The 20,201-nt window shown below is 55.5% G+C and carries 21 protein-coding genes and 1 riboswitch; of the genes, 12 read left to right on the top strand and 9 right to left on the bottom strand.

Annotated elements, in window-relative coordinates:
* Positions 1-57 precede the first annotated feature (57 nt).
* From bioB to bioD, 4 genes are read left to right on the top strand one after another with little or no spacing between them, the layout of a single operon-like run.
* The gene (gene bioB, locus Y71_RS18835) at positions 58-1,098 is read left to right on the top strand and encodes a biotin synthase BioB (RefSeq protein ID WP_007373955.1); all 1,041 of its coding nucleotides are present in this window, start codon (positions 58-60) and stop codon (positions 1,096-1,098) included.
* Complete coding sequence (bioF, locus tag Y71_RS18830) at positions 1,095-2,249, top strand: 8-amino-7-oxononanoate synthase (protein WP_007373956.1); 1,155 nt, start codon at positions 1,095-1,097, stop codon at positions 2,247-2,249. Before bioB ends, bioF begins: the two co-directional genes overlap by 4 nt.
* Positions 2,236-2,985: a malonyl-ACP O-methyltransferase BioC gene (bioC, locus tag Y71_RS18825; protein WP_035943226.1), complete on the top strand. Its 750-nt coding sequence runs from the start codon at positions 2,236-2,238 to the stop codon at positions 2,983-2,985. The genes bioF and bioC overlap by 14 nt, the downstream gene beginning before the upstream one ends.
* Positions 2,978-3,700 carry a dethiobiotin synthase gene (gene bioD, locus Y71_RS18820; RefSeq protein ID WP_007373958.1) on the top strand — a complete coding sequence of 241 codons (723 nt, stop codon included), beginning with the start codon at positions 2,978-2,980 and terminating at the stop codon, positions 3,698-3,700. The genes bioC and bioD overlap by 8 nt, the downstream gene beginning before the upstream one ends.
* Here bioD and Y71_RS18815 read toward each other — a convergent pair.
* Positions 3,642-4,364: an ABC transporter ATP-binding protein gene (locus Y71_RS18815; protein WP_035885939.1), complete on the bottom strand. Its 723-nt coding sequence runs from the start codon at positions 4,362-4,364 to the stop codon at positions 3,642-3,644. The genes bioD and Y71_RS18815 overlap by 59 nt on opposite strands.
* A 751-nt stretch (positions 4,365-5,115) precedes the next feature.
* Between Y71_RS18815 and uvrB the strand changes: the two genes are divergently transcribed.
* Positions 5,116-7,137, top strand: coding sequence for an excinuclease ABC subunit UvrB (gene uvrB, locus Y71_RS18805; protein ID WP_007373960.1), 2,022 nt, complete (start codon positions 5,116-5,118; stop codon positions 7,135-7,137).
* Between the two features lie 106 nt (positions 7,138-7,243).
* Here the strand turns inward: uvrB and pmrB are convergent, their stop codons facing one another.
* From pmrB to yvcK, 4 genes are all read right to left on the bottom strand, one after another.
* Positions 7,244-8,371, bottom strand: coding sequence for a two-component system sensor histidine kinase PmrB (pmrB, locus tag Y71_RS18800; RefSeq protein ID WP_007373961.1), 1,128 nt, complete (start codon positions 8,369-8,371; stop codon positions 7,244-7,246).
* Positions 8,372-8,374: 3 nt separating this feature from the next.
* Positions 8,375-9,046 carry a two-component system response regulator PmrA gene (gene pmrA, locus Y71_RS18795; protein WP_007373962.1) on the bottom strand — a complete coding sequence of 224 codons (672 nt, stop codon included), beginning with the start codon at positions 9,044-9,046 and terminating at the stop codon, positions 8,375-8,377.
* Positions 9,043-10,686: a phosphoethanolamine transferase EptA gene (gene eptA / locus Y71_RS18790; RefSeq protein WP_035943546.1), complete on the bottom strand. Its 1,644-nt coding sequence runs from the start codon at positions 10,684-10,686 to the stop codon at positions 9,043-9,045. Before eptA ends, pmrA begins: the two co-directional genes overlap by 4 nt.
* A 104-nt stretch (positions 10,687-10,790) precedes the next feature.
* Complete coding sequence (gene yvcK / locus Y71_RS18785) at positions 10,791-11,699, bottom strand: uridine diphosphate-N-acetylglucosamine-binding protein YvcK (protein WP_007373964.1); 909 nt, start codon at positions 11,697-11,699, stop codon at positions 10,791-10,793.
* A 227-nt stretch (positions 11,700-11,926) separates the two neighbouring features.
* Positions 11,927-12,085, top strand: a riboswitch (molybdenum cofactor riboswitch).
* On the opposite strand from yvcK, the gene moaA reads away from it, so the two are divergent.
* From moaA to Y71_RS18755, 6 genes are all read left to right on the top strand, one after another.
* On the top strand, positions 12,073-13,062 hold the full coding sequence (gene moaA / locus Y71_RS18780; protein ID WP_007373965.1) for a GTP 3',8-cyclase MoaA: 990 nt from the start codon (positions 12,073-12,075) through the stop codon (positions 13,060-13,062). (Overlaps the previous riboswitch by 13 nt.)
* Before the next feature lie 17 nt (positions 13,063-13,079).
* Complete coding sequence (gene moaB / locus Y71_RS18775) at positions 13,080-13,592, top strand: molybdenum cofactor biosynthesis protein B (RefSeq protein WP_007373966.1); 513 nt, start codon at positions 13,080-13,082, stop codon at positions 13,590-13,592.
* Positions 13,593-13,595: 3 nt separating this feature from the next.
* Positions 13,596-14,081 (top strand): cyclic pyranopterin monophosphate synthase MoaC, encoded by a 486-nt coding sequence (moaC, locus tag Y71_RS18770; protein ID WP_007373967.1) that lies wholly within the window; start codon positions 13,596-13,598, stop codon positions 14,079-14,081.
* Positions 14,074-14,319, top strand: a complete 246-nt coding sequence (moaD, locus tag Y71_RS18765) for a molybdopterin synthase sulfur carrier subunit (RefSeq protein ID WP_007373968.1) — start codon at positions 14,074-14,076, stop codon at positions 14,317-14,319. Before moaC ends, moaD begins: the two co-directional genes overlap by 8 nt.
* 1 nt (position 14,320) lies before the next feature.
* On the top strand, positions 14,321-14,773 hold the full coding sequence (moaE, locus tag Y71_RS18760) for a molybdopterin synthase catalytic subunit MoaE (protein ID WP_007373969.1): 453 nt from the start codon (positions 14,321-14,323) through the stop codon (positions 14,771-14,773).
* Between the two features lie 58 nt (positions 14,774-14,831).
* Positions 14,832-15,539: a Bax inhibitor-1/YccA family protein gene (locus tag Y71_RS18755; protein ID WP_007373970.1), complete on the top strand. Its 708-nt coding sequence runs from the start codon at positions 14,832-14,834 to the stop codon at positions 15,537-15,539.
* 74 nt (positions 15,540-15,613) lie between these two features.
* On the opposite strand, the gene Y71_RS18750 is transcribed toward Y71_RS18755, so the two are convergent.
* The 3 genes from Y71_RS18750 to Y71_RS18740 are packed head-to-tail and all read right to left on the bottom strand — an operon-like array spanning position 15,614 to position 18,584.
* Positions 15,614-16,582: a lysylphosphatidylglycerol synthase domain-containing protein gene (locus Y71_RS18750; RefSeq protein WP_007373971.1), complete on the bottom strand. Its 969-nt coding sequence runs from the start codon at positions 16,580-16,582 to the stop codon at positions 15,614-15,616.
* On the bottom strand, positions 16,582-17,826 hold the full coding sequence (gene clsB, locus Y71_RS18745; protein ID WP_007373972.1) for a cardiolipin synthase ClsB: 1,245 nt from the start codon (positions 17,824-17,826) through the stop codon (positions 16,582-16,584). The genes Y71_RS18750 and clsB overlap by 1 nt, the downstream gene beginning before the upstream one ends.
* Positions 17,823-18,584 carry an endonuclease/exonuclease/phosphatase family protein gene (locus Y71_RS18740; protein ID WP_007373973.1) on the bottom strand — a complete coding sequence of 254 codons (762 nt, stop codon included), beginning with the start codon at positions 18,582-18,584 and terminating at the stop codon, positions 17,823-17,825. Before Y71_RS18740 ends, clsB begins: the two co-directional genes overlap by 4 nt.
* A gap of 132 nt (positions 18,585-18,716) precedes the next feature.
* On the opposite strand from Y71_RS18740, the gene Y71_RS18735 reads away from it, so the two are divergent.
* Entirely contained in the window at positions 18,717-19,127 is a 411-nt protein-coding gene (locus tag Y71_RS18735; protein WP_007373974.1) for a YbhQ family protein, read from the top strand.
* On the opposite strand, the gene Y71_RS18730 is transcribed toward Y71_RS18735, so the two are convergent.
* Entirely contained in the window at positions 19,089-20,195 is a 1,107-nt protein-coding gene (locus tag Y71_RS18730; protein ID WP_007373975.1) for an ABC transporter permease, read from the bottom strand. The genes Y71_RS18735 and Y71_RS18730 overlap by 39 nt on opposite strands.
* Positions 20,196-20,201 lie beyond the last annotated feature (6 nt).

Raw genomic sequence — 20,201 nt, 5'->3', positions numbered from 1 at the left:
TTAGGTTTACAAGTCTACACCGAATCAAAAATTAACAACACCCTTTGGAGACGCCCGATGGCTCACCACGCACGCTGGACAATGTCGCAAGTTACCGCCCTGTTTGAAAAACCATTCCTTGAACTGCTGTTTGAAGCGCAGCAGGTTCACCGCCAGCACTTTGATCCGCGCCAGGTTCAGGTCAGTACGCTGCTGTCGATCAAGACCGGCGCCTGCCCGGAAGATTGCAAATATTGCCCGCAGAGCGCGCGCTACAAAACCGGGCTGGAATCCGAGCGGCTGATGGAAGTGGAGCAGGTGCTGGAATCGGCGCGACAGGCGAAACTCGCCGGATCAACGCGTTTTTGTATGGGCGCAGCCTGGAAAAACCCGCACGATCGCGACATGCCGTACCTTGAAAAAATGGTTGAAGGGGTCAAAGCGATGGGGATGGAAGCCTGTATGACGCTCGGCACGCTGAATGAAAACCAGGCACAGCGCCTTGCCAGCGCCGGGCTGGATTACTACAACCACAACCTCGACACCTCGCCGGAGTTTTACGGCAATATCATCACCACCCGCACCTACCAGGAGCGCCTCGACACGCTGGATAAAGTGCGCGAAGCCGGGATCAAAGTCTGCTCGGGCGGTATCGTCGGGCTGGGGGAAACGGTGAAAGATCGCGCCGGTCTGCTGCTGCAACTGGCGAATCTGCCCACGCCGCCGGAGAGCGTGCCGATTAACATGCTGGTGAAGGTCAAAGGCACGCCGCTGGCCGATAATGACGATGTCGATGCCTTCGATTTTATCCGCACCATCGCCATTGCCCGCATTATGATGCCCACTTCCCATGTGCGCCTTTCTGCCGGTCGCGAACAAATGAACGAACAGACCCAGGCAATGTGTTTTATGGCCGGGGCGAACTCCATTTTCTACGGCTGCAAACTCCTGACCACGCCGAACCCGGAAGAGGATAAAGATCTGCAACTGTTCCGCAAACTGGGGCTGAACCCGCAGCAGACAGAAGTGCTGAATGGCGATAACGAACAGCAACAGCAGATTGAGCAGCAACTGCTGCACGCCGATACGGAGCAATTCTACAACGCGGCAGCGCTATGAGCTGGCAACAGCGTATTGATGCCGCGTTGAGCGAACGCCGCGCGGCAGATGCCCTGCGCTCGCGACAGACTGTGGCACAAGGCGCAGGACGCTGGCTGACGGTCGGTGAGCGGCGTTTTTGTAACTTCTCCAGCAATGATTACCTCGGCTTAAGCCAGCATCCGGCAGTGGTGCGTGCCTGGCAGCAGGGCGCGGAACGCTATGGCGTGGGCAGCGGCGGTTCGGGGCACGTCAGCGGCCACACCGTGGCGCATCAGGCGCTGGAAAGCGAGCTGGCCGAATGGCTGGGATACCCGCGCGCGCTGCTGTTTATCTCTGGCTTTTCCGCCAATCAGGCGACGATCGCCGCACTGACCGGTAAAGAGGATCGCATTGTTGCCGACAAGCTGAGCCACGCGTCGTTGCTGGAAGCGGCCAGCCACAGTCCGGCGCAGTTGCGGCGTTTTGCGCACAACGATGTGGCGCAGATGCGAACGCTACTGGCAAAGCCCATTGACGGCCAGCAACTGATGGTCACCGAAGGCATTTTCAGTATGGATGGCGACAGCGCGCCGCTGGCGGAAATCGCCCAGGCGGCACGTGAAGCGCAGGCGTGGCTGATGGTTGACGACGCGCACGGCACCGGCGTGGTGGGTGAGCAGGGGCGCGGCAGTTGCCATCTGCATGGCATCAAACCTGAGATATTGATTGTTACCTTTGGCAAAGGCTTCGGCGTCAGCGGCGCGGCAGTGCTGTGCAGCGAAACGGTTGCCGACTATTTGCTGCAATTCGCCCGTCATCTGATTTACAGCACCGCAATGCCACCCGCGCAGGCAATGGCGCTCAGCGCGGCATTGCGGGTGATCCGCAGTGATGAGGGCGAGCAACGCCGGGCAACGCTGGCGGCGCTGATCGCACGTTTTCGCCACGGCGCGGCGCAACTGCCGATGACGCTGGCAGATTCAGAGAGCGCGATTCAGCCGCTCATCGTCGGTGATAACGCGCGCGCCCTGCGTCTGGCGGAGCGTCTGCGTCAGCAGGGATGCTGGGTGACAGCGATTCGTCCGCCGACCGTACCGCCGGGCACCGCTCGCCTGCGCCTGACGCTGACGGCGGCTCACCTGGCGGAAGATATTGATAGTCTGCTGGAGGCGTTATATGGCGGTGAATAAACGCGCCGTTGCCGCCGCATTTGGCCGTGCGGCGCAAAGTTACGCTCACCACGACGCATTGCAGCGGCTAAGTGCCGATCTGCTGCTGAAACAACTGGGCGAAATCACCCCGGCAAACGTTCTTGATGCTGGTTGCGGCCCTGGCACCATAAGCCGTTACTGGCGCGGGCTGGGCAGTAATGTGACGGCACTGGATCTCTCGGCCACTATGCTGGATGAAGCGCGTCGACAGCAAAGCGCTGCTCGTTATCTGCTGGGGGATATCGAAGCGCTGCCTCTGGTGGATGCACAGTTCTCACTGGTGTGGAGCAACCTCGCCGTGCAGTGGTGTGATGACTTACGCCAGGCTATCAGCGAACTCTGTCGCGTGACGCAACCCGGCGGTCTTGTGGCATTTACCACACTGGTGGAAGCTTCGTTGCCGGAATTGAATCAAGCCTGGCGGGCGGTGGACGATCAGCCGCATGCCAATCGCTTTTTATCCCTTCCGGCAATCGAACAGGCTTTAGCGGGCTGGTCGTTACGCAGCGGTGTCGAGAGCATCACCTTGCACTTTGATGATGCCGCCCGCGCGCTGCGGTCGCTGAAAGGCATTGGCGCGACACATTTACACGACGGCAGGCAGCAGGGGCTGACGCGGGGCAAACTGCAACGCCTGCAACTCGCCTGGCCGCAGCAGCAGGGGAAATGTCCCCTGACGTATCATCTTTTTTGGGGAGTTATCACGCGTGATTGAACGCTATTTTGTCACCGGCACGGATACCGAAGTGGGGAAAACCGTCGCCAGCTGCGCGCTGCTACAGGCGGCAAACCTGCGCGGTTTGCGCAGTGCAGGGTATAAACCGGTTGCATCTGGTAGTGAAATGACGGCGCAGGGGCTGCGTAATAGCGACGCGCTGGCGTTGCAGCAGCATAGTAGTTTGCCGCTGGATTATAAAACCGTGAACCCTTACACCTTCGCGGAACCGACCTCGCCGCATATTGTCAGTGCCGATCTGGGCGAACCGATTGACGCCGCTGTGATGTCTGCCGGGTTACGCACGCTGGAAACGCAAGCAGAGTGGCTGCTGGTGGAAGGGGCGGGCGGCTGGTTTACGCCGCTTTCAGAAACGTTCACCTATGCCGACTGGGTTATTCAGGAGCAGTTGCCGGTGATTCTGGTGGTGGGCGTGAAATTGGGCTGTATCAACCACGCCATGCTGACAGCGCAAGCGGTACGCCAGGCAGGATTAAGGCTGGCGGGCTGGATTGCTAACGATGTGGTGGCGCCAGGCGCGCGTCACCGGGAGTATATGGCGACGCTGCGGCGCGTGATGCAGGCTCCACTGATTGGTGAAATCCCCTGGTTTGCCCACGCGCCCGAAAAAGAAAAAACAGGCCATTTTCTCGATCTCAGCGTACTGACTCCCGTGTCATCCAGTGTGACAGCATCTGATCATCCAGTTGTCTGACATCTCCCTGCGCGACGTTGCGTCCCCGGTGCAACAGACAAAAACGGTCGGCTACCCGGCGAATGAATGAGAGATGCTGCTCGGCCAGTAAAATGGTCATGCCGAATTCCTGGTTCAGCCGTACGATCAGGTTACCCAGTTTATGGATAAACGCCTGGCCCAGCCCGCGCGTCGGCTCATCAAGCAGGAGCAATCGCGGGCGGGTGACCAGCGCCCGCGCCATCGCCAGTTGTTGCTGGTTATCCTCTGACAGCTCTGCGCCACGTACCGGACGCAGCGTATACAGCTCAGGGAACAGGTCGTAAATATCGCGCCCCATGACGCTTCCCGGCTCGCCGACTGCACGCATGGCAATATGCAGGTTCTCCTCCACGGTCAATTGCGAAAAGATGCGCCGGTCCTGCGGCACATAGCCAATTCCCATTGCGCTGCGGTGCTCTGCCTGAATATTCAGCAGATCGCACGGTGGTGCGCCTGCTTCCTGCCAAATCATGCTGCCGCTCTCAATGGGTAAATAACCGGAAATGCAATTTATGAGTGTTGTTTTCCCCATTCCTGGCATGCCGATGATCGAATTACATACGCCCGGGGTTAAATCAAGATCAACATTCCATAACGTATGCTGATTACCGTAGTACTGGTTTACTGCGCGTAAGCTCAACATTGTCCGCTCCTTCTTACGGCTCTGGTGACCATTCCGTATTGCAAAAGGCTTGCCAGAAGCGAAAAAAGGCTTTTTTTTCGGATGCGGATGATAAAACTGCCGTTTAACACGCGGGAAAGAGAGAACGCAGGTAAATATCCTGCACTTTGCCAGTGCTACCAGTGTTGGGTTGTGGTGCAGCAAAGCGACAATTTGTGATTGGTCTCTCATGAGGATGACGTCTTTGTTTAGCTGATAATGAGCAAAAAGAAATGATAAAAATTTTTTAACGAAGAGTTGTTGGGTCTTGTTGGGAATTTGTCGGCTGGCGAGGTATACGGGCTGGCGGCAGTTATCCACTATTCCTGTGGATAACCTTGTGTATTAGAGTTAGAAAACGTGCGGCAAGCGAGAGCGGACGCGGCTTCCGTCTGAATTGGTGCGAAACCCGGCTTTTTGAATTAATTTTTATTTATCAATTGGTTATATAAAATCAATGGTTGTAAGAAAAGTGTCACTGGCTGCCACAAAACTTTCAAGGTGCGGCTTGACAATTGTTAAAAAGTGAAGATTCCTGGGGATAACCCTGCGGGTGTGGTGTTTTATCTTGTCGGGGGGGAAATTTAACGCGAAAACGCATTTCTTTATCGCGGGTAGACCAAATCAGCTAACCTGCTACTGTTTTTTCATCCAGTATTATTTATTGGCAAAAGTGAACAGGGTGAGTAAAATATGTTACCTGCCCGCTCATTCCTTCACCAGGTAGCCGTTCATGAGTAAACCGTTCAAACTGAATTCTGCTTTTCGTCCCTCCGGCGACCAGCCTGAGGCGATTCGTCGGCTTAAGGAAGGTCTGGAAGACGGCCTCGCGCACCAGACGCTGCTGGGGGTTACCGGCTCGGGTAAGACCTTTACCATCGCCAATGTCATTGCCGATCTGCAACGCCCTACGATGGTGCTGGCGCCGAACAAAACGCTGGCGGCGCAGTTGTATGGCGAAATGAAGGAGTTCTTCCCGGAAAACGCGGTGGAGTATTTCGTCTCCTACTATGACTACTACCAGCCGGAAGCCTATGTGCCCAGCTCGGACACCTTTATCGAAAAAGATGCCTCGGTGAACGAGCATATCGAGCAGATGCGCCTGTCAGCAACGAAGGCGCTGCTGGAACGCCGTGATGTGGTGGTCGTGGCGTCCGTTTCGGCCATCTATGGCCTGGGCGATCCGGATCTCTACCTGAAGATGATGCTCCATCTGACCAACGGCATGATTATCGACCAGCGTTCGATTCTGCGTCGTCTGGCAGAACTTCAGTACACCCGCAACGATCAGGCCTTCCAGCGCGGGACGTTTCGCGTGCGTGGGGAAGTGATTGATATCTTCCCGGCGGAATCGGATGACCTGGCGCTGCGCGTCGAGTTGTTCGACGAAGAAGTAGAGCGTCTGTCGCTGTTTGACCCGCTCACCGGGCATGTGGAATCGACGGTTCAGCGCTTTACCATTTACCCGAAAACGCACTACGTGACGCCGCGCGAGCGTATCGTGCAGGCGATGGAAGAGATCAAAGATGAGCTGGCAGAACGGCGTAAAACGCTGCTGGCGAACAATAAGCTGCTGGAAGAGCAGCGTCTCAGCCAGCGCACGCAGTTCGATCTGGAGATGATGAACGAGCTGGGCTACTGCTCCGGCATCGAAAACTACTCGCGCTATCTCTCCGGGCGCGGCCCTGGCGAGCCGCCGCCAACGCTGTTTGATTACCTGCCAGCCGATGGCCTGTTAGTGATCGACGAATCCCACGTCACCATCCCGCAAATCGGCGGGATGTTCCGTGGCGACCGGGCGCGTAAAGAGACACTGGTGGAGTACGGTTTCCGTCTGCCGTCGGCGCTGGACAACCGTCCGCTGAAATTTGAAGAGTTTGAAGCGCTGGCGCCGCAGTCTATCTATGTTTCGGCGACGCCGGGCAATTACGAGCTGGAGAAATCCGGCGATGAAGTGATTGACCAGGTGGTACGTCCGACAGGTTTGCTGGATCCCATCATCGAAGTGCGCCCGGTCGCTACGCAGGTTGACGATCTGCTGTCGGAAATCCGCATCCGCGCGGCCATTAATGAGCGCGTGCTGGTGACGACGTTGACCAAGCGTATGGCGGAAGATCTCACCGAATATCTGGAAGAGCACGGTGAACGGGTGCGTTATCTGCACTCTGATATTGATACGGTTGAACGTATGGAAATTATCCGCGACCTGCGTCTCGGCGAGTTTGATGTGCTGGTGGGCATCAACCTGCTGCGCGAAGGGCTGGATATGCCGGAAGTGTCGCTGGTGGCGATTCTGGATGCGGACAAAGAGGGCTTCCTGCGTTCGGAGCGTTCACTGATTCAGACCATTGGCCGCGCAGCGCGTAACATCAACGGGAAAGCGATTCTGTACGGCGATAAGATCACGCCATCGATGGCGAAAGCAATCGGTGAAACCGAACGCCGCCGCGAAAAACAGCACGCTTATAACGTTGAGCACGGCATAACGCCGCAAGGCCTGAACAAGAAGGTGGTGGATATTCTGGCGATGGGCGAAGGGCTGGCGAAAACGCGTGCGAAAGGGCGTGGCAAAACCCGCACCCCGGCGCAGGTGGAAGCGGCAGAACTGGCGCTGACGCCGAAAGCGCTGCAACAGAAAATCCACGAGCTGGAAGGGCTGATGATGCAGCATGCGCAGAATCTGGAATTCGAAGAGGCGGCGCAGGTACGCGATCAATTGCACCAGCTACGTGAACTGTTTATTGTCGCATCTTAATGTTTGCTTAACCTACTCCTGACACACTGCCCCCACTATTCTGGAGGGCAGTGTCATGCAGCAGTTTAACGTTCGTGAATTTTTAGCCGTCGCCTTCGCACTGGCATTAGTGATCGGTTTCGCTCATCTGTGGGTGCTGAGCTACTGATGGTAAATGGCGGGCGGCCGGAAGAAATTTAATCCACGCCCGTACACCGGATTGCGTAAGGCGGTTGTGCAAAAAGAACTGTGCGTCATGAAGCTGTGCGATGCGCGACACGATGCTTAACCCCAGCCCGGTTCCGCCGTAACGGCTGTCCATGCGGACAAACGCTTTGCTCAGTTCTCCGCTGCGGCTCTCATCAATGCCCGGACCTTCATCCTCCACGGCCAGCACTGGCGTAGCAGCCGGTTCGATGCGTATCGTAATGACCGAACCTTCCGGGCTGTAGCGGTACGCGTTCTCCACCAGATTTCTCACCAGCAACCTTAACAGCGTGGCATCGCCGGATACGGCAATATCGGCGTCAATTTCCGGCACCGCCAGCGTTTGCTTACGCCCGGCGAGCATGGCTTCCAGCTCGCTGCGAATGGGCGCTACTACGTCGGCCATCAGCTGTACCTGCTGATAACTGCCTGCCGAAAAAGACTGTCCGACGCGGGCAAGCAGCAGCAACTGCGCGATGTTTTCCGTCATCTGTTCGAGCCGCTGTACCAATGGCTCGACGTTGATGCCGTTGGTTTTTGCCATCAGCTCCAGGTGCAGCCGTAGCCCGGCCAGCGGCGTGCGTAGCTCATGCGCCACATCCGCTGTAAATAATCGCTCACGATCCAGCGTGAGCGTCAGCCGTGAGACGAGGTCGTTAATCGATGTCGTAACAGCTTCCACTTCGCTGACGCTGTTGTTTAACGTAATCGGTTGCAGGTTGTTCGGCGTACGTTTATTAAGCTCTTCCTGCAACTCCAGCAGCGGGCGGGTAATGGCTTTGACCGCCTGCATACAAAGCAGCAACGCCAGCCCGATAATCAGCAGGCTTGGCACCAGCAGGCTGGCGACCGCCTCGCGGACTTCATGTTCAATATGTTTACGGTTGCTATGGTTGTGGAGCGCGGCCTGCACCAGTAACTGGATTTGCTCTTCACTTTCATGCCACAGCCAGAACACACTGACCAACTGGCAAAACACCAGAATCCCGCCGATGGTCAGCAGCAGACGGCGGCGCATGCTCCAGTGGCTGAAATTGAAAAACGCCATTGATTACTCCCGGTGTTGCGGCTGAACCAGCATGTAGCCAAACCCGCGGACGGTACGAATGCGCGACTTGCCGATTTTGTCGCGCAGATTATGAATATGGACTTCCAGCGTATTGGTCGAGGGCTCGTTGTCCCAGTTGTAGATATCGTTATAGAGAATTTCCCGGTGCACCGGGCTGTCGGCTTTCAGCATCAGGCGCGAAAGCAGGGCGTACTCTTTCGGCGTCAGATCCAGCAACTGGTTGTCCAGCCACGCCTGGCGGCGGGTGACATTCAGCGTCAGATTACCGTGGGTGATTTCGTTTTCGCCCTGATTATGATGACGGCGCAGCAGCGCGCGGATACGGGCATTCAGTTCATCCAGCGCGAAGGGTTTGACCAGGTAATCGTCTGCGCCGGTATCCAGCCCGGCGACGCGATCTTCCAGCGTATCGCGGGCGGTGAGAATCAGCACTGGCTGGGTATATTTTTCGCGCCGCAAACGGGTGAGCAGATGTAATCCGTCTTCATCGGGCAGACCAAGATCGAGCACGATCAGGCTGTAGTGGCCATTCGCCAGGCACAACACCGCTTCGTGCGCGGTGGATACGCCATCGCAGGCATATCCTTCGCTTTGCATCGCCAGAATCAACCCCTGCAACAGCAGGGCATCGTCTTCAACCACCAGAATCTTCATTTCGCCTGCTCCCGGCACGACGTTAAAATATCGTCTTCAGCACGGTACTCTTTCGTGCTGACCCCCAGTATACCCAACATTGTCGGGAAGAGGTTGTCCTGCGAAATCGCCTTCTCCCGCGCATTTTTTTGCAGGCACTGGTTATTCACGCTGTAGCGTTTCTGGTAGTCATCGGACAACCAGATCAGCATCGGAATATGTTTTTGTGTTTCTGGTGCGATGGAATAAGGCAGACCGTGCAAATAGACGCCATTTTCACCCAATGATTCACCATGATCGGAGAGATAAACCAGGCTGGTGGTAAATCTGTCCTGTTTGGATTGCAATAATTTAATCGCTTTATCAACAATATAGTCGATATACAAAATGGTATTGTCGTAGGTATTTACCAGTTGCTGCTGTGAGCAGCCCTGAATTTCGTTGGTATCACAGGTTGGCGTAAATTTGCGGAACTGCGCCGGATAGCGGTTGTAATAAGTCGGCCCGTGGCTACCAATGGTATGCAAAACGATAATGCCGTCGCCCTGTAATTTGTCGATATAGCTGGCGAGATCGTGGAATAAGATCTCATCCTGGCATTCGCCCTTAATGCAATATTCCGGCAGGTTTAACTGCGTCACATCCTGGTGAGGCACGCGATCGCAGGCGCCTTTACAACCGCCGTCATTTTCATTCCATAAAACCTGAATACCGGCGCGTTGGATAATATCCAGCAGCCCTTCCTGATGGTGGGCAAGCTGATCGTCGTAATGCTCCCGCGTCATCCCCGAAAACATGCACGGGACCGAGACAGCGGTGGCGGTGCCGCAGGATGTCGCGTTCGGAAAGTAAATAACATTATCCTGTTTTAACAGCGGGTTAGTTTCGCGTTCATAACCACCAAGCGAGAAATTCGCCGCGCGGGACGTTTCACCCACGACCAGTATGGTCAGGTTCTTACGCGGACCATTTTTCATTTCCGGGCGTTGCTGAGCATCTTCGCCAATACGCACCAGCGGCAAATTATCCATGCGATTATGGGAATACCAGGACAGAGACGCCACAATGGAGTTGGACGGGCTGAGAGATTTCACCAACTCTTTATTATTGCGGAATAGCGAGGCGTAATCTTTATAAAACAGCAGCGCCACCAGCACGATAAGCAGCGCAGAAATAACGATACTGACCGCACGATACGCGATGCTGCGCAGCGCGGATTGTGCCGGTTTAATTTTAATAAACCAGGCAATGAGTACCGGCATGATGGCAGTCAGTAAAATCGTCAGCACCATTTTTGTCGACATCAGGGCGAAACTTTCCGCTGGCGTGGTGTCGAGAATATTGGTGATCATCGAGCGGTCAATGACGATGCCAAAGGTCGAAATAAAATATTGCGCTGCCGCGCTGACCAGCACAAATACTGTGATAACGGGGCGTTCAAGAAAGAAGAATGACGCCAGTGACAGCACGATATTGATCACGCTGAACGCCACCACTGGCATAGACAGAAACACCAGCCAGTTACGCAGCGAGTTTACCGGTAATAGCGTAAAAGCCTGGTGATAGAAAACGATATTCAGCGCCAGCGCAATATAGAGTGCGAACAGAATAATAAACTGAAGACGGCTTAACGCCGGCCGACGAAGGTGAAGCATACGTATTCTCGGGTCCTGCAAAGGAAAGTAGCGCTATGCTGACAGGCGTTTTTTAAGACAACCTTAAGAAATTAATTAATGCAGCGGCGAGTAAAAAAGCCGCCGAAAAGTTAACCCAGTTGCTGTACCGCCTTTTCCAGCGCGGCGCGCAGCAGATGACGATCGTGGCGATAGGGAATATCGCCAGCTTCCAGTACTTCCTGAATAATTAATCTTTCAGTGACGGCGCTGACATTCACTTTCGGCCCGACCACCACGGCATCGATAATCTTTCTGCCGACATATTGTTCCATGATGGCCAGTTTATCGGCGAGCGACAGGCTGGCGGCGGCGGGGCTGAGCTCTTTCCCCAGATTGCTGATAAACACAACTGGCGCGGGCGTGCGGCGCAGCGCCTGAGCTAACTCTTCCAGCAGCAACAGCGGCAGCAGACTGGTGTAAAAGCTGCCGGGACCGATGAGAATCAAATCCGCTTCGGCAATCGCCTGTATGGCTTCCCGGGTGGCGGATACCCTGGGAAACAGCATTAATTCCTGAATCGGCGCATGAAGCTGGTCGATATTCACTTCACCATACACCTGATGCCCTTCACTGTCGGTGGCCATTAAATCGACAGGCTGTTCCGACATGGGAATTAAAAAGGCATCCACTTTTAATAAATTACGAATTAAATTGATGGCCTCTAAAGGCCGCACGCTCAGGTGATCCAGTGCTTTTAACATCAGATTTCCGAGGTTATGCCCGGAAAGTTCACCATTACCGCTAAAACGGTACTCAAACATCGCCGAGGCGACGCTCGGCTCGGTGATTAATTGGTTCAAACAGTTGCGCATATCGCCCCAGGCAATGCCGCCTTCTGAGCGGCGAATTCGCCCGGTAGAACCACCATTATCGGTAGTGGTTACAATGCCGGTGAGACGCGATCCCAGCGACGCAAGCGAAGACATCACACGCCCCAGACCATGCCCGCCGCCGAGTGCGACAACACGATCCAGATCTGCCAGTGTGCGATTACGCATAGTGATTCCTTAGTAAGATTTACCGCGCTACGTTAGCCTAAATACCACCAAAAGACGATGCCTCGCTGAGTGGAAAATGACACATATCAATGCAAAAACGCGATTTTCTCGTACTCTGTAGCGAAAGTGCGCGATCATGGCGCTATATATAAATATATATAGCGATATTCATGATGGCGAAAAGGATTCTCCCGCGCTACTATCGCCATAAGCAATTTTAGCGTTACTGACAAAACATACACTCTAGCCTCTTCGTCTACGTTTCCGGTTAACCGTGAAATATGACGATTTGGCCGTAGCAAAACCGGCAACGGTTTTCGCTGCCAGGGTGCAGGAAGAAATGACTGCATCTCCCGTATTTGGAAAGGTGTACATGCCCTCACAACTTACTGATGCGTTCGCGCGTAAGTTTTATTACTTGCGTTTGTCGATCACGGATGTGTGCAACTTTCGTTGCACCTACTGCCTGCCTGACGGTTACAAGCCGGGCGGCGTCAACAACAATGGCTTTCTCAGCGTCGATGAAATTCGCCGTGTCACGCGCGCTTTCAGTGCCATGGGCACCGAAAAAGTGCGCCTGACGGGCGGAGAACCATCACTGCGCCGGGATTTCCCCGACATCATCGCCGCCGTCCATGAAAACGCCGCTATTCGCCAGATCGCGGTGACAACCAACGGCTATCGGCTGGCCCGCGACGTTGCGCTGTGGCGCGATGCCGGGCTTACCGCCATCAATGTCAGCGTCGACAGCCTCGATGCCCGCCAGTTTCATGCGATTACCGGGCAGGATAAATTCCGCCAGGTGATGGACGGCATCGACGCCGCGTTTGCTGCCGGTTTCGCCAAAGTCAAAGTGAACACCGTGCTGATGCGCGATGTGAATCATCACCAGCTCGATACCTTTCTGGCGTGGATCAAATCGCGTCCTATCCAGCTGCGCTTTATCGAACTGATGGAGACCGGCGAGGGCAGCGAGCTGTTCCGCAATCATCACATCTCCGGCATGGTGCTGCGCGACGCGCTGCTCAAACGCGGCTGGATCCACCAGTTGCGCCAGCGCAGCGACGGTCCGGCGCAGGTGTTCTGCCACCCGGACTACGTCGGTGAAATCGGTCTTATCATGCCGTATGAAAAAGATTTCTGCGCCAGTTGCAACCGCCTGCGCGTCTCCTCCACGGGCAAACTGCATTTATGCCTGTTCGGTGATGGCGGTGTGAATCTGCGTGACCTGATGCAGGACGATGCGCAGCAAACGATGCTGGAGCAACGCATTGCCGTCGCGCTGACGCATAAAAAGCAGACGCACTTCCTGCATGATGGCAACACGGGCATTACGCAAAACCTTTCATACATTGGCGGCTAAGCCGCAAGGAGAATGAGATGAGCCAGGTCAGCGCTGAATTTATTCCGCTCAGGCTTGCTGTTTTGACGGTGTCAAACCGTCGTGGCGAAGAGGATGATACCTCCGGTCACTGGCTGCGCGACGCCGCGCACGATGCCGGTCATCAGTTGGTGGCGAAAGCGATTGTCAAAGAGAACCGCTACGCGATCCGTGCGCAGGTCTCCGCGTGGATCGCCAGCGACGACGTGCAGGTGGTGCTGATCACCGGCGGCACGGGTCTGACCGAAGGCGATCAGGCACCGGAAGCGCTGCTGCCGCTGTTCGATCGCGAAGTTGAGGGGTTTGGCGAAGTGTTCCGCATGCTCTCTTTCGAAGAGATCGGCACCGCGACATTGCAGTCCCGCGCGGTAGCTGGTATCGCCAACAGGACGCTGATTTTCGCCATGCCTGGTTCGACAAAAGCCTGTCGCACCGCCTGGGAAAATATCATTGCGCCGCAGCTTGATGCGCGCACGCGTCCGTGTAATTTCCATCCTCATCTTAAGAAGTAAGCTATGTCACAACTGACCCATATTAATGCCGAGGGTGAAGCGCATATGGTGGATGTTTCCGCCAAGGCCGAAACCGTTCGTGAAGCGCGCGCAGAAGCGTTTGTCACTATGCAGGCCCGCACGCTGGCGATGATTGTCGAAGGCAGCCACCACAAAGGCGACGTGTTTGCCACCGCGCGTATTGCGGGCATTCAGGCGGCGAAACGCACCTGGGAGCTAATCCCGCTGTGCCACCCGTTACTGCTGAGCAAAGTGGAAGTCCAGTTGCAGGCGCAGCCGGAGCACAACCGTGTGCGCATCGAAGCGGTCTGCCGTCTGAGCGGTAAAACCGGCGTCGAAATGGAAGCGCTGACGGCGGCTTCGGTTGCCGCGCTGACTATCTACGATATGTGTAAAGCCGTGCAGAAAGATATGGTGATTGGCCCGGTGCGCCTGCTGGAAAAAAGTGGCGGTAAATCGGGAGATTTTAAGGTGCAACACGATGATTAATGTTCTTTTCTTTGCGCAGGTACGCGAACTGATCGGCTGCGACAGCCTGGTCTCTGAGACAGTTTTCCCGTCCGTTGAAGCGCTGCGCCAGCATCTGGCGACAAAGAGCGATCGCTGGGCGCTGGCGCTCGAAGAGGGCAAGCTGCTGGCGGCGGTGAACCAGACGCTGGTCAGCTTCGATCACCCATTAAGCAGCGGTGATGAAGTGGCGTTTTTCCCGCCGGTCACTGGAGGCTGAAATGAGCGAAACGCGAATTTGTGTCGAGCGCGCGGCATTTAACGTCGGAGAAGAGTACAGCTGGCTGGCGGCGAATGATGAAGATGGCGCCGTGGTAACTTTTACCGGCAAAGTGCGCAACCACAATCTCGGCGACAGCGTCAGCGCATTAACGCTGGAGCACTATCCGGGCATGACTGAAAAATCGCTGGCTTCAATCGTTAAAGAAGCGCGCAGCCGCTGGCCGCTTGGCCGCGTAACGGTTTATCACCGCGTCGGAGAACTCTGGCCGGGCGATGAAATCGTGTTTGTCGGCGTCGCCAGCGCCCATCGCAGCAGCGCCTTTGATGCCGGGCAATTTATTATGGATTACCTGAAAACCCGCGCGCCGTTCTGGAAGCGTGAAGCCACCGCGGAAGGCGATCGCTGGGTTGAAGCCCGCGACAGCGATAAGCAGGCTGCACAGCGTTGGTAATTCATTGAACCGGGATGTGTTAACCTTAGTAATGTAATCCCATCTATCAGGAGTGACTATGGACCGTTATCCTCGTTCTGATTCTATCGTCCAGCAGAGCCGCACCGGGCTTCAGACCTATATGGCGCAGGTCTATGGCTGGATGACCTGCGGCCTGCTGCTCACCGCTTTTGTCGCCTGGTATGCGGCCAACAGTGAAGCGGTAATGTCATTTGTCTTCTCCAGCCGGATAACCTTTTTTGGGCTGATTATCGCGCAGCTGGCGCTGGTATTTGTACTTTCCGGCTTGATTCAGCGTTTGAGTGCGGGCATGGCGACCACGCTATTTATGCTCTATTCCGCGCTGACCGGGCTGACGCTCTCCAGTATTTTGCTGGTATACACCGCGCAATCTATTGCCGCGACCTTTGTGGTAACCGCCGGTATGTTTGGCGCGATGAGCCTGTACGGTTACACCACCAAACGGGATCTCAGCGGTTTCGGCAACATGCTGTTTATGGGGCTGATTGGCATTGTGCTTGCTTCGCTGGTGAATTTCTGGCTGAAAAGTGAAGCGCTGATGTGGGCGGTGACCTATATCGGTGTGGTGATTTTTGTTGGCCTGACGGCGTATGACACGCAGAAGCTAAAAAACATTGGCGAGCAGATCGATACGCGTGATGCTTCGCTGCTGCGTAAGTATTCCATCCTCGGCGCGCTGACGCTGTATCTCGACTTTATCAACCTGTTCCTGATGCTGTTGCGCATTTTCGGCAACCGCCGTTAATTTGGCAGTCGCCATCAGGCAAATCGCCTGATGGCGCTACGTTTTGCTCATCCCGCGAGCCACCATCTCATCAATCAGCTCACTTTCTCCATCGCGCGTTCATTTTTCTCCCGCAGTTTCTTCGCCCGGCTCTCCAGCGCCAGATAACCGATCAGTGCCAGCAGCAGCGGCAGAAAATAGTAAAGCACGCGATAAGCGAGCAGGGCCGCGATAATGGTTCCCTGCGCCACATGTTCACCCGCCAGCAGAGCGATAAATACCGCTTCCAGCACGCCGATACCCGCCGGAATATGCACAATTACTCCGGCAATACTGCTTACCAGCAGCACGCCGAGCACAAAAAAGAAATCCGCTTTCATGCCCAGCAGCAGCCAGATAATCGCACCCATCGCTATCCAGTTGGCGCTGGAGATCACTAACTGGGCGACGGCGAATTTCCATGAAGGCAGCACCAGTTTATGGCCTTTCACCGTCAGATGACGGCGCTTAGCGAAAGCGCAGCACCACAAATAGCCGATAATCACCAGCAGCAGCACCACACCCACAATGCGCAGCGTGCGTTCATCGATATACCAGTGCGCCGGGATCTGCACTACGCCAAAGGTAAAGATCACACCGCCCAGTAAGATGTAGCCCAGCCAGTTGGTAGTTATACTGAGTGAAAAAATCCGCGTGATCGTGCTGCCTGGCAGCCCAAGGCGTGAATAGAGCCGGTAGCGCATGCCGATACCGCCAACCCAGGTACTGAGCGTCAGGTTAAAGGCATAACAGATAAACGACACCAGCATCACCTGGCGTTTCGCCAGTTTATGCCCACAGTAAGCGCGGCCGAGCAGATCATAAAACCCGTACAGTACATAGCTGACAATCACCAGCGCGACAGCGCTAAGCAACGCGGTGCGGTTGTAGTCGCGAATCACTTGCCAGACATCGTCCCAGTTGACCTTCTGCGCGTAGAGCACCAGCAGCACGGCCACGGCGATAAAAAACAGCACCGTCAGGATCTTTTTCGCCAGCCGCCAGCGAGGATGGGATTTCTTCATCAGGGTTTCACCCCCGAATGTTCTGTTTCCGCGCGATCCTGGGTCTCGATTTCCGGCTGGACGGGCGGTTTCACCTGGGCCAGTTGCGGCGTATGCGCAGGAAGCCAGCCGGCCATGGCCGGAAAATGGCGTAAGAAGTGGAACACGACAATGCTCTTACCGAGGTTCCACCAGGTGCGCTTCGGCGCCATTGATTCGTCCACCCGCACGCAGTCCTCGCGAATAATGGCCTGCAAATTGTCGCGTAGCGTCTGGTTAAATTCACGATCATGGATAATCAGGTTAGCCTCCAGATTCAGCGACAAACTGAGTGGATCGAGATTGCTGGAACCGACCGTTGCCCAGTGATCGTCCATCAATGCCACTTTGCCGTGCAGCGGGCGGCGGCGATATTCATACACCTGAACGCCGCCTTTCAGCAGATAGTTGTACAACAGCTCCGCGCCGACTTTGACAATCGGCATATCCGGCTCGCCCTGCACAATCAGCTTCACCGAGACACCGCGCCGGGCAGCGTTGCGCATGGCGTGCAGCAGGCGATAACCGGGGAAGAAGTAGGCGTTGGCAATAATCACTTCGCGGCGGGCGTTGGCCAGCATCTTCAGATAATGGCGTTCAATATCGTCGCGATGATCGTTATTATCGCGCCAGATAAACAGCGCCTGCGCTTCACCGGGCGTACGGTTCTCTTCCGGGCGATGGCGTCGGCGCTGCCACCAGCGTTTTGCCGGCGCGTTATCCGGCAGATTCTCCAGCTCAAATTGCAGAATATCTTCCACAATCGGCCCTTCGACGCGCACGGCGTAATCCTGCTTGGCTTCCGGGCCATAGCTGGTGAGATGTTCTGCTGAGTAGTTAATGCCGCCAACGAAAGCCACAGTGTTATCGATCACCACAATTTTACGGTGCATGCGGCGAAAGAGATTGGTGCGCATACCGAGCAGGCGCGGGCGCGGATCGTAATAGCGGAATACCACGCCAGCGGTGGTTAGCTCGTTAACAAACGGTTCGCTTAAATCCGGCGAGCCGTAACCATCCAGCAGCACTTCGATGTTGATGCCGCGCCGGGCAGCCCGTAGCAGCACCTGCTGCAACTGGCGGCCAACGTTATCCTCAAACCAGATAAAGGTTTCCAGAATGACGCGTTGCTGCGCATGATCGATGGCGTCATACAGCGCCGGATAGTAGTTGTCGCCGTTTTCCAGCAACTGAATACGGTTGCCTTCCCGCCAGGTGCATTTCATAGGTGGATCTCCGCGCTCAGTGGGGCGTGATCGGAAAGGTGTCGCCAGTTACGCAGCGGCAGCGCGGTCGGCGCGCTGGCATTGGCGTTTTTCACATAGATCCGATCGAGCCTCAACAATGGCAGTGCGACCGGGAAAGTACGGGCAGGGCGGCCGTGAGCGCGGGTGAAAATCTCCTCCAGCCCGGCCTGCGTCTTCAGCGGGTGATTGGCTTTTTGCCGCCAGTCATTAAAGTCGCCTGCCACCACGACGGGTTCGCCTTCGGGCAGCGCATTCACCCACTCTGCCAGCATGGTGAGCTGCGCCTGACGATGGGTTTCCCGCAGACCAAGATGAACGCAAATGACATGTAATGAATGGCCGAGATCCGGTGGCGTAATGCGGCAGTAGAGCAGGCCGCGTTTTTCGCTGCCATCAACTGAAACATCACGATTTTCAAAGTGTTCGATCGGATAGCGGGAAAGCACCGCATTTCCGTGATGCCCTTCGGGATAAACCGCGTTACGTCCGTAGGCGTAATCGCTCCACATGGTATCGGCAAGAAATTCATAGTGGGTGGTGTCCGGCCAGTTCTCCACATGCAGTGGATGCACTTCGTGGGCGCCCATCACTTCTTGCAGGCAGACGATATCCGCGCTGACGGTCCGTACCGCGTCACGCAGCTCAGGCAAAATAAAGCGCCGGTTAAACGCGGTAAAGCCTTTGTGGGTATTGATGGTGAGCACTTTCAATGAAAAATGTCGCGCGTGTTGGGTCATAATTCTCCTGCCAGCGTCACTCTCCTCGTGAAAATAAATTGTAGTCCCTGTCACAAATTGTGGCGGGGTTACGGAATTTTCCGTAAATCCGCGTACTCTTCAGAAAGACAAAAATTCTTCAGGAGAGAGGCCATGAAGTGGCAACAGCACATTCGTGATGTAACAGGCCTGAGTTGCTGGCAGATTATGTTGCATATGCTGATAGTCGCGCTGCTGGTGATGGGCTGGATGAGCGGTTCTCTGGTGCGCGTCGGTCTGAGCCTGTGCGTACTTTACGGTGTGTCCGTGCTGCTGATGCTGTTTCTCCAGCGCCACCACGATGCACGCTGGCGCGGCGTCGGCGATGTGCTGGAAGAGTTGACTACCACCTGGTATTTCGGCGCGTCGCTGATCGTTATCTGGCTGCTTTCCCGCGTGTTGCCTAACCACTTTATTCTGGCCGCTGCCGGGCTGGCTATTCTTGCCGGTCCGGCGGTGGTATCGCTGCTGACCAAAGAGCGCAAGTTAGGCAATATTTCTGCGAAACAGCGCATACGCCGCTGAACCGGTGATGGCCGCAATCACCACCAGCGGCCATAAACTCTGCCAGACAATCGTTAAGCTGGCATCCTTCAGATAAATCTCCTTGGTAATATCGGTAAAGTGCCGGATAGGGTTGGCCCAGGTCAAATCCTGCAACCAGACCGGCATGTTCTCCACCGGTGATACATAGCCCGACAGCAGGATCGCGGGCATCATAAAGACAAACACGCCAATAAATGCCTGCTGCTGTGTGGCGCAAAGCGACGAAATCAGCAGGCCGAAACCCACCAGCGACAAGCCATAAATCAGCATTGAGAAATAGAACAGCAGCAGCGATCCGGCAAAGGGAATTTTATAGGCCAGAATACCGACGGAGAGCACAATCGTCGCCTGAAACGTTGCGACAATCAGCGCTGGCACGGCTTTGCCGACAAAAATTTGCCACGTTGACAGCGGCGAAACCAGTAGCTGATCCAGCGTGCCCTGTTCGCGTTCACGCGCCACCGACAGCGAGGTCACAATCATCACGCCGATGGTGGTGATCATGGCGATCAGCGACGGCACCACAAACCATTTGTAATCGAGATTCGGGTTGTACCAGTTGCGTATCACCAGCTCACTGTTATTCGGTTTCTGCTGGCCGCTCAGCAGCTCCTGCTGATAATCCTGCACGATTTGTTGCAGATAATTGGCGGCGATTTGCGCACTGTTAGAGTTGCGCCCGTCGAGGATCAACTGCATTGGCGCGGTGATGCCGCTATCAAGATTGCGGGAAAAATCGGCCGGAAAACGCACTAACAACAATGCTTTCTGCGTATCGATGGTCGGGCGTATCTCCTGCGGGCTTTTCAGCAGCAGAATATGGGTAAAGGCTTTAGCGCGGGCAAAACGCTGCGTCAGCTCAACCGCATGTTTGCCGTTATCTTCGTTATAGATGGCGATAGTGGCGTTGGTCACTTCCAGCGTGGCAGCAAAGGGGAACAGCACCACCTGCAACAGCACCGGCAGGATCAGAATGGCGCGGGTTTGCGGTTCGCGCAGTAACGACTGTAACTCTTTGCGGATAAGCGTCAGTAAACGGTGAAACATGGGTTT

Origin of the sequence: Kosakonia radicincitans DSM 16656 (assembly GCF_000280495.2) — a bacterium.
Classification (GTDB): Bacteria; Pseudomonadota; Gammaproteobacteria; order Enterobacterales; family Enterobacteriaceae; genus Kosakonia; species Kosakonia radicincitans.
The sequence above is the reverse complement of the archived record's forward strand: the minus strand, read 5'-3'. Positions and strand labels throughout refer to the sequence as shown.

Coding starts and splice junctions, on each gene's coding strand:
- bioB (WP_007373955.1), top strand. CDS start 58: ATGGCTCACCACGCACGCTGGACAATGTCGCAAGTTACCGCCCTGTTT.
- bioF (WP_007373956.1), top strand. CDS start 1,095: ATGAGCTGGCAACAGCGTATTGATGCCGCGTTGAGCGAACGCCGCGCG.
- bioC (WP_035943226.1), top strand. CDS start 2,236: ATGGCGGTGAATAAACGCGCCGTTGCCGCCGCATTTGGCCGTGCGGCG.
- Y71_RS18815 (WP_035885939.1), bottom strand. CDS start 4,364: ATGTTGAGCTTACGCGCAGTAAACCAGTACTACGGTAATCAGCATACG.
- uvrB (WP_007373960.1), top strand. CDS start 5,116: ATGAGTAAACCGTTCAAACTGAATTCTGCTTTTCGTCCCTCCGGCGAC.
- pmrB (WP_007373961.1), bottom strand. CDS start 8,371: ATGGCGTTTTTCAATTTCAGCCACTGGAGCATGCGCCGCCGTCTGCTG.
- pmrA (WP_007373962.1), bottom strand. CDS start 9,046: ATGAAGATTCTGGTGGTTGAAGACGATGCCCTGCTGTTGCAGGGGTTG.
- yvcK (WP_007373964.1), bottom strand. CDS start 11,699: ATGCGTAATCGCACACTGGCAGATCTGGATCGTGTTGTCGCACTCGGC.
- moaA (WP_007373965.1), top strand. CDS start 12,073: ATGCCCTCACAACTTACTGATGCGTTCGCGCGTAAGTTTTATTACTTG.
- moaB (WP_007373966.1), top strand. CDS start 13,080: ATGAGCCAGGTCAGCGCTGAATTTATTCCGCTCAGGCTTGCTGTTTTG.
- moaC (WP_007373967.1), top strand. CDS start 13,596: ATGTCACAACTGACCCATATTAATGCCGAGGGTGAAGCGCATATGGTG.
- moaD (WP_007373968.1), top strand. CDS start 14,074: ATGATTAATGTTCTTTTCTTTGCGCAGGTACGCGAACTGATCGGCTGC.
- moaE (WP_007373969.1), top strand. CDS start 14,321: ATGAGCGAAACGCGAATTTGTGTCGAGCGCGCGGCATTTAACGTCGGA.
- Y71_RS18755 (WP_007373970.1), top strand. CDS start 14,832: ATGGACCGTTATCCTCGTTCTGATTCTATCGTCCAGCAGAGCCGCACC.
- Y71_RS18750 (WP_007373971.1), bottom strand. CDS start 16,582: ATGAAGAAATCCCATCCTCGCTGGCGGCTGGCGAAAAAGATCCTGACG.
- clsB (WP_007373972.1), bottom strand. CDS start 17,826: ATGAAATGCACCTGGCGGGAAGGCAACCGTATTCAGTTGCTGGAAAAC.
- Y71_RS18740 (WP_007373973.1), bottom strand. CDS start 18,584: ATGACCCAACACGCGCGACATTTTTCATTGAAAGTGCTCACCATCAAT.
- Y71_RS18735 (WP_007373974.1), top strand. CDS start 18,717: ATGAAGTGGCAACAGCACATTCGTGATGTAACAGGCCTGAGTTGCTGG.
- Y71_RS18730 (WP_007373975.1), bottom strand. CDS start 20,195: ATGTTTCACCGTTTACTGACGCTTATCCGCAAAGAGTTACAGTCGTTA.